The organism is Pseudomonas sp. Irchel 3F6 (assembly GCF_900187595.1).
Lineage (GTDB): Bacteria > Pseudomonadota > Gammaproteobacteria > Pseudomonadales > Pseudomonadaceae > Aquipseudomonas > Aquipseudomonas siliginis.
The window spans coordinates 105,152-113,081 of the sequence record NZ_FYDP01000011.1; the positions used below are offsets into that span (position 1 = coordinate 105,152).

The 7,930-nt window shown below is 62.1% G+C and carries 5 protein-coding genes and 1 pseudogene; 2 read left to right on the plus strand and 4 right to left on the minus strand.

Translation table 11 applies throughout. The features are described 5' to 3' along the window. The first annotated feature begins 51 nt into the window (after window positions 1–51). Window positions 52–2,478 (plus strand): TonB-dependent receptor, encoded by a 2,427-nt coding sequence (locus CKW30_RS26530; protein ID WP_095182433.1) that lies wholly within the window; start codon window positions 52–54, stop codon window positions 2,476–2,478. 85 nt (window positions 2,479–2,563) lie between these two features. Here the strand turns inward: CKW30_RS26530 and CKW30_RS26535 are convergent, their stop codons facing one another. Continuing rightward, on the minus strand, window positions 2,564–3,715 hold the full coding sequence (locus CKW30_RS26535; RefSeq protein ID WP_095182435.1) for an MFS transporter: 1,152 nt from the start codon (window positions 3,713–3,715) through the stop codon (window positions 2,564–2,566). A 244-nt stretch (window positions 3,716–3,959) separates the two neighbouring features. On the opposite strand from CKW30_RS26535, the gene CKW30_RS26540 reads away from it, so the two are divergent. Next, complete coding sequence (locus tag CKW30_RS26540; protein WP_095182437.1) at window positions 3,960–4,940, plus strand: diaminopimelate epimerase; 981 nt, start codon at window positions 3,960–3,962, stop codon at window positions 4,938–4,940. 129 nt (window positions 4,941–5,069) lie between these two features. Here the strand turns inward: CKW30_RS26540 and codA are convergent, their stop codons facing one another. From codA to CKW30_RS27400, 3 genes and pseudogenes are all read right to left on the minus strand, one after another. Next, entirely contained in the window at window positions 5,070–6,305 is a 1,236-nt protein-coding gene (gene codA, locus CKW30_RS26545) for a cytosine deaminase (protein WP_095182439.1), read from the minus strand. A 14-nt stretch (window positions 6,306–6,319) separates the two neighbouring features. Continuing rightward, the gene (gene codB / locus CKW30_RS26550) at window positions 6,320–7,591 is read right to left on the minus strand and encodes a cytosine permease (RefSeq protein WP_095182441.1); all 1,272 of its coding nucleotides are present in this window, start codon (window positions 7,589–7,591) and stop codon (window positions 6,320–6,322) included. A 155-nt stretch (window positions 7,592–7,746) separates the two neighbouring features. After that, window positions 7,747–7,930 (minus strand): annotated as a pseudogene (locus tag CKW30_RS27400) (IS110 family transposase); the annotation flags it as partial.

Consider the following 7,930-nt stretch of genomic DNA (forward strand, 5'->3'; position numbering starts at 1 on the left):
GGTTTGCATTAACAGCCGCACAATCTTGCGATCCACAGGACTCCGTACGACGTGAACATCACCACAACCCACAATAAAAAATCCCCTTGGTTGCCACTGGCTCTCGCGCTGGCAGTCAGCGCCGCGATGCCGTTGGCGTTTGCCGCTGAAGCCATTCATATCCGCGCGCAACCGCTAGGCCAAGCCTTGAGCGAACTGGGCCAGCAAACCTCGCTGCAGGTGTTTTTCAGCCCTGAGCTGGTGGCCGGCAAACAAGCTCCGGCGGTGGACGGCGACCTCGCGCCAGAGCAGGCGCTGCGGCAGTTGCTGCAGGGCAGCGGCCTCGATTATCAGATCAATGAAGGCTCGGTGACGCTCGCCCCGGCCGCCACTTCCGCAGCCAGCAACGGCCCGCTGGAACTGGGTGTGACCGACATCAAAGTGGTCGGCGACTGGCTCGGTGACGCGGACGCTGCGGTGGTGCAGAACCACCCCGGCGCACGCACGGTGATTCGCCGCGAAGCGATGGTCGAGCAGGGCGCGATGAACGTCAGCGACGTGCTCAAGCGCGTGCCTGGCGTGCAGGTGCAGGACTCCAATGGCACCGGCGGCAGTGATATTTCCCTCAACGTCGGCGTGCGCGGTCTGACTTCGCGCCTGTCGCCACGCTCGACTGTTTTGATCGATGGCGTGCCAGCGGCGTTCGCGCCTTACGGCCAGCCGCAACTGTCGATGGCGCCGATTTCCTCGGGCAACCTCGACAGCATCGACGTCGTGCGTGGCGCCGGTTCCGTGCGCTACGGGCCGCAAAACGTCGGCGGCGTGATCAACTTCGTGACCCGCGCGATTCCGGAGAAAACCACCGGCGAAATCGGCACCACCCTGGAAACCACGCAGCACGGCGGCTGGAAACACATCGACACCGCATTTCTTGGCGGCACCGCCGACAACGGCATGGGCGTCGCGCTGCTGTACTCCGGCGTCAACGGTCACGGTTATCGCGAGCGCAACAACGGCAATGACATCGACGACGTGCTGCTCAAGACGCATTGGGCGCCGACCGATAAGGACGATTTCAGCCTCAACTTCCACTACTACGACGCCAGTGCCGACATGCCGGGTGGCCTGACGCAGCGTCAGTACGACGACAAACCGTACGAATCGGTGCGTGATTACGACCAGTTCACAGGCCGGCGCAAAGACGTGTCGTTCAAGTGGATCCGCCAGATCGACGAGCGCACCCAGGCAGAAATTCTCACCTATTACACCGACAGCTTTCGCGGCAGTACCATCGCCGCGCGCGATCAGCGCACCCTCAGCTCGTACCCGCGTTCCTATTACACCCTGGGCATCGAGCCGCGCGTGTCGCGGGTGTTCGATGTCGGCCCGACCACTCAGGAAGTCAGCGTCGGTTATCGCTATCTGAAAGAGGCCATGCACGAAGAGTCGAGTCGTCTGGCGCTGGTCAACAATCAGCCAGTGGTCACGCCGACTTCCGACGGCCATGTATTCCAAGATCGCACCGGTGGCACCGAGGCCAATTCGGTGTATGTCGACAACAAGATCGACGTCGGCAACTGGACCATCACCCCGGGCATTCGCTTCGAACACATCAGCACCGATTGGCACGACCGCGCCGTGCTCGACACCGCTGTCCGGCCGGTCCAGGAGAAAAACCGCAGCATCGAAAGCAATGAGCCGCTGCCGGCGCTGAGCGTGATGTATCACCTGTCCGATGCCTGGAAGCTGTTCGCTAATTACGAAACCTCGTTCGGCAGCCTGCAGTATTTCCAGCTCGGCCAGGGCGGTTCGGGTGACAGCACCGCCAACGGTCTGGAGCCGGAAAAGGCCAAGACCTACGAGATCGGCACGCGTTACAACGATGATGTCTGGGGCGGCGAGGTGACGCTGTTCTACATCGATTTCGATGACGAACTGCAATACATCAGCAACGACGTCGGCTGGACCAACCTCGGCGCGACCAAGCACCAGGGCATTGAAGCCTCGGTGCATTACGACATGGCCGCACTCGACCCGCGCCTCGATGGCCTGACCGCCAACGCCGGGCTCACCTACACCCGCGCCACTTATGAAGGCGAGATCCCCGGCTTCAAGGGCCGCGATCTGCCGTTCTATTCGCGGCAGGTTGCGACAGTCGGTTTGCGTTACGACATCAACCGCTGGACCTGGAACATCGACGGCTTTGCCCAATCGAAACAGCGTTCGCCGGGCACCGGTGTGAATGCGGATGGCAGCTTCAATGGCAACTACATCACCGAAGGCACAGCAGACGGGCAGTACGGCGACATCCCGGGTTACGTGACCTGGAACGTGCGCGGCGGTTATGACTTTGGTCCGCAGGTGTCGAACCTGAAGCTCGGCGCCGGGGTGAAGAACGTCTTCGACAAGCAATACTTCACCCGCTCCAGCGACAACAACTCGGGGATGTATGTCGGCGCACCGCGCACGTTCTTCGTGCAGGCCAGCGTAGGCTTCTGATAGAGCGCGGTGCCTTCTTCGCGAGCAGGCTCGCTCCCACATGGACCACTGAAACCCTGTGGGAGCGAGCCTGCTCGCGAAGCTTTCAGACCTTGAGGACTTTGCCGCCAATCGCCACAGCCACCAGCAACACTGCCATCAGTCCAAAGGCAAAACTCAGGCTGCTGGCATGGGCGACAAAACCGATTACTGCCGGCCCGGCGAGAATCCCGGCATAACCGAGCGTGGTAATTGCCGGTACCGCGATGCTCTCCGGCATCACCGTCTGCTTGCCCACCGCCGTGTACAGCACCGGCACGATGTTCGAGCAACCGGCGCCGACCAGCGCATAACCGAGCAGCGCCGCTTGCCAGCTCGGCGCGAAGGTGGCGAGAAACAGTCCCGCCGCCGCCAACAGACCGCCGAACAGAATGATCCGCGTAGCCCCCAGCTTGCGCACTATGCGATCACCAAGCAGACGGCCGACGGTCATGGTCAGGGCAAACGCTGCGTAACCCATTCCCGCATAAGCCGTGTCGATCCCGCGTTCCTGAGCGAGGAACACTGCGCTCCAGTCCAGCGCCGCGCCTTCGGTGAGGAACACGATGAAGCACATGCCGCCGATAAACAGCACGATGCCATGGGGAATGGCGAACGCCGGGCCGGAGCTTTCGCTGCCGTAGGGCAACATGTGCGGCACGCACTTGAGCAAGGCGCCGATCAGCAAAACCACTACCACCAGCATCGCCGCCAGCGGTGTCAGGCCGAGGCCGAGCAGGGCGCTGACACCCGCCGCACCGACGATGCCGCCGAGGCTGAACAGGCCGTGAAACCCCGACATCATGTGCTTGCCGCTGGCGCGCTCGACGATCACTGCTTGCAGGTTCACCGTCGAATCCACCGTGCCGAGGCCGGCGCCGAACATGAACAGCGTGGCGATCAGCGCCGGGATCGATGACACCGTCGCCAGCAACGGCAGCGCCGCGCAGATCAGCAAGGTGCCGCCGGTGGCCACACGTCGGCAACCAAAACGCGTGGCGAGAATCCCCGCCAGCGGCATCGCCAGAATCGAGCCGACACCCAGGCACAGCAGCAGTAATCCCAGCGTGCCCTCATCCAGCCCGGCCCGCGCCTTGGCATACGGCACCAGCGGCGCCCAGGCGGCGATGCCGAGGCCAGCGATGAAAAAAGCGACGCGGGTGGACATCTGTTGCAGACGTCCGGGGACGAAGGTGTCTTGGGGGTTGAGGCTGGTCATATCGATCCTTGGCAAAAAAACAACTGCATCCCGAGTGACATTCTGACGGCGTTGAGGTTCGATCTCAGGCCTTTCGGGGCATAACGGTGAACATCCTACCCTGTGGGAGCGAGCCTGCTCGCGAAAGCGGTGGGTCAAATATGGAATTGTCGACTGACGCACCGCCTTCGCGAGCAGGCTCGCTCCCACACTGAGTTGCGGTTTACAGTCGGATTTTCGCCAGCATGGAATACGGGAACAAGGCATGACGAGCTTCTACGACGCACGCGGCAATATCTACGCCGTGGTCTCACCCCAAGCCTTGCGCGAGGCCGGGATTGCTTTGCCGGCCAGCGCCGCCGAGTGCGCCGGGTCTCGGCAGCAATGGAGCGAAGCCGCCATCGCCCTGTGCTGCGATTGGCCGGAAGGCCAGCGTCCGGCCAACGGCAAACCCCACCGCAGTGACGGCCTGCTGATCGGCCCGTTTCAGGCATCTGCGCCGTTCGATGTGCTGATCGTCAACACCGACGGCAGTCTCGCCGAGCGCAGCGGTAACGGCCTGACGATTTTTTCTCAGGCATTGACCGAGCAAGGCTTGATGGCGGAGCAGGGCGCCATGCTGCGCGTTCATCACGACAAAGGCGAAGCGCTGGAAACCGCGGTGACACCGGCCCAAGTCGAAGGCGTGCGCGGTTTCTGGCTCGACCTCGGTCAGCCCAAATTTGGCCCGGAGGTTGTGGGTGCGCATACGGTTGAAAGCGTTCAGTTCAACAATCGCGACGTCAGCCATGTCCAGCCCCTGGCGGAACTCGATCCTGACTGGAGCCACAGCCAATTCGTCCGTATCGGCAATCCGCATTGCGTGACGCTGCTAAGCGATCCGGCCATGTTGCCGAGTAACGAGCAGATGCTTGAATCACTGCTGAACGAAAGGCTGACGGCAATTGCCTATGCCATGCCCACCGGTGCCGGCAATCCCTGCCCGGCGGGCGTCAATCTGCAATGGGCCGCGCTGGCGTCGCCGCAGCAAATCCTCGCCCGGGTATTCGAACGTGGCGAAGGACCAACCGCGTCATCCGGCACCAGCGCCAGTGCGGTCGCGTGTGCCGCGTGGCGGGTGGGTTGGGTCGAGGCGGGAAAAGTGCGGGTGGTCATGCCGGGTGGCACCGCACCGGTTTTGCTTGAGGTTTCGCAAGGGGAATTGCTGCGCGTCAGATTGTTTGGCACGGCGCGGTTGGCGGGTTGATTCGGCCGACGCCATCGCTGGCAAGCCAGGCTCCCACAGGGTTTTGCATGAGGGCCCAATCATGTGCTCAACACAAAACCTGTGGGAGCCTGGCTTGCCAGCGATGAGGCCATCAGCCCCAGCGCAATCTCAACTGAACTCCACCACCGGCATCTGCCGCTTCATCAACACCTTGCCGCCGCGAATCGAATACAGCGGCAGGCCTTGGCTGCGGATCACTTCGTAGTCGCTGTCCGCCGAGAGAATCAGCAGGTTCGCCGGGCGGCCCTGTTCGAGGCCGTAGCGCTCGCCCAGGTGCATGGCTTTGGCGCTGTTGTCGGTGACCAGATCCAGCGCGCTTTGCAGGTTGCGATAACCGAGCATGTGGCAGATGTGCAAACCCGCTTCAAGCACGCGCAGGATGTTGCCGTTGCCCAGCGGATACCACGGGTCGACGATCGAATCCTGACCGAAACACACGTTCATGCCGGCTTCGAGCAGTTCGTTGACGCGGGTCACGCCCCGGCGTTTCGGGAAGTTGTCGAAACGTCCTTGCAGATGAATGCTTTCGGTCGGGCAGGAAACAAAGCTGATGCCGGAATGGCCGAGCAGGCGGAACAGTTTGGCGCAGTAGGCATTGTCATAAGAACCCATCGCCGTGGTGTGGCTGGCGGTGACGCGGGCGCCCATGTCGCGGCTGCGCGCTTCTTCGGCAAGCACTTCGAGGAAACGTGAATGCGGATCGTCAGTCTCGTCGCAGTGCACGTCGACCAGGCAGCCGGTACGCTCGGCCAGGTCCATGAGGAACTTCACCGAGCTGACGCCCTGATCGCGGGTGTACTCGAAATGCGGAATGCCGCCGACCACGTCAGCGCCCATACGGATCGCTTCTTCCATCAGCTCGCGACCGTTGCGGAACGACTCGATGCCTTCCTGCGGGAACGCGACGATTTGCAGGTCGATCAAGTGACGGCTTTCCTCACGGACTTCGAGCATGGCTTTGAGCGCGGTGAGTTGCGGGTCGGTGACGTCGACGTGGGTGCGCACGTGCTGAATGCCGTGGGCGGCCAGCGTCTGAATGGTCTTCTTGGCGCGGGTCTTGGTGTCTTCTTCGGTGATGGTGACCTTGCGCTCGCCCCAGCATTCAATGCCTTCGAACAGCGTGCCGCTCATGTTCCAGCGCGGCTCGCCGGCGGTGAGGGTGGCGTCGAGGTGGATGTGCGGCTCGACGAAGGGCGGCACCACCAGATTGCCGCCGGCATCGAGGTCATCCGCGCCGAGGGTCGGCGCTTCGGTCTGACGGGCGATGCTGTGGATCAGTCCGTCTTCGAGGTGCAATTCGTGCAGGCCTTCCTGGTTGCGCAGGCGGGCGTTGATGATGTGCATCAGGCAAATCCTTTTTATAGGTCTTGTAGTGGTGCGCTGACGCGACGGGCGCCCAGCACACCGGTGACGATGACATACGTTAGCGCGGCAGCGGCGATCCCTACCAGCGGCGCGACCCAGGGCGAGCTGAATGCAGCGACGGTTCCGACCCCGTAGGCCCCGAGGCCCGGCCAGTTGAACGCTGGCAACCGTGCGTCGGCCAGACGCGGATAGTGCCCGCGCCAGCGGTAGAAGAAGTCAGCCATGATCACCCCGCCAATCGGCGGAATCACCGTGCCGAGCAGGATGAGATACGGCACCAGCATGTCGTACATGCCCAGCAGGGCGAGCAGAGTGCCGATCACCGCGCCACCGAGGGTCACGGTCTTGCGCCGCCCGGTGCGCAGCAGGTTGCAGCCGGCGACGGCGAAGTTGTAGATGGTGTTGTCCTGAGTGCTCCAGATGTTCAGCAACAGCATGGCCATCGCGGCCATGGCGAAGCCCTGCAACAGCAGCACTTCAACCACGTCCGGTTGCTGATAGACGATCGCGCCATATGCGCCGATCAGCACCATCAGGCCGTTGCCGATGAAAAAACCGATCAGGCTGGCCAGCACTGCCACCTTTGCCGAGCGGGAAAATCGCGTCCAGTTGGTGGCTTGCGTTGCGCCGCTGACGAAGGTGCCGAACACCAGCGTGATCGCTGTCGACCAGTCCAGAGAACCGCTCGGCACCACGCTGAGCAAGCCTTCGAAGCCACCGACTTTCACGGTCGCTGCCCACATCGACAGCATCAGCAGCAACATCATCGCCGGCACCGCGATGTACGAGAGAATTTCCAGTCCGCGATAACCGATGTACGCCGTGGCGCAGAAGCCGAGGCCGAACAGCACCATCAGGACCAGCACGGTGCTTTCATCGAGATTGAAATACTTGCCGATCACCACCGCCGCCGTCGCCGTGCCCCACGCGTACCAGCCAATCTGGGTGAAGCCGAGAATCAGCTCGCTGAGCTTGCTGCCGACTTCGCCAAAACAGAAGCGGCCCATCAGTACCGAATTGAGGCCGCTCTTGAAGGCGATGTAACCCAGCCCTGCGGCGTAAAGGCCCAGCAGCAGATTGCCAACAATGATCACCGCCATCATCTCGGCGAAACCGAACGCGACCCCGAGCTTGCCGCCGGCAAACATGGTCGCAGTGAAAAACGTGAAGCCCAGTAACACCATCGCCGTCGAGGCCAGGCCTTTGCGCGCGTGCATGGGGACTTCACTGAGCGGGTAATCGTTGCCGGAGGCGTTCTGCGTCATGGGGCAGTCCTTGCTGGAAGGGGAAGACGCAGAAGGGTTGCAGCGGTCGTGCCAAACGCGGTCGGGCCAGGTATGTATAGACGACACGGCGAAGTCAGGCGCGAAAACGGTGCACCCGAACACACTGAAGCCCAATGTAGATACTCTGTTCACGGTCAAGCTTTTTGGGTGTGTTTATCGCTAAAAAGCTTGGCTGTACTGAAGTCTTCGCTTGCCCGCATGCAGGCCCATAGTCCGGTCAGGTATTTGCGCATGACTGCGACAATAGCCTGCATCTTCCTCTTTCCTCGAGCCACCAAGGCTTCGTAAAACGCTTTCACATTTGGGTCGCAACGTATG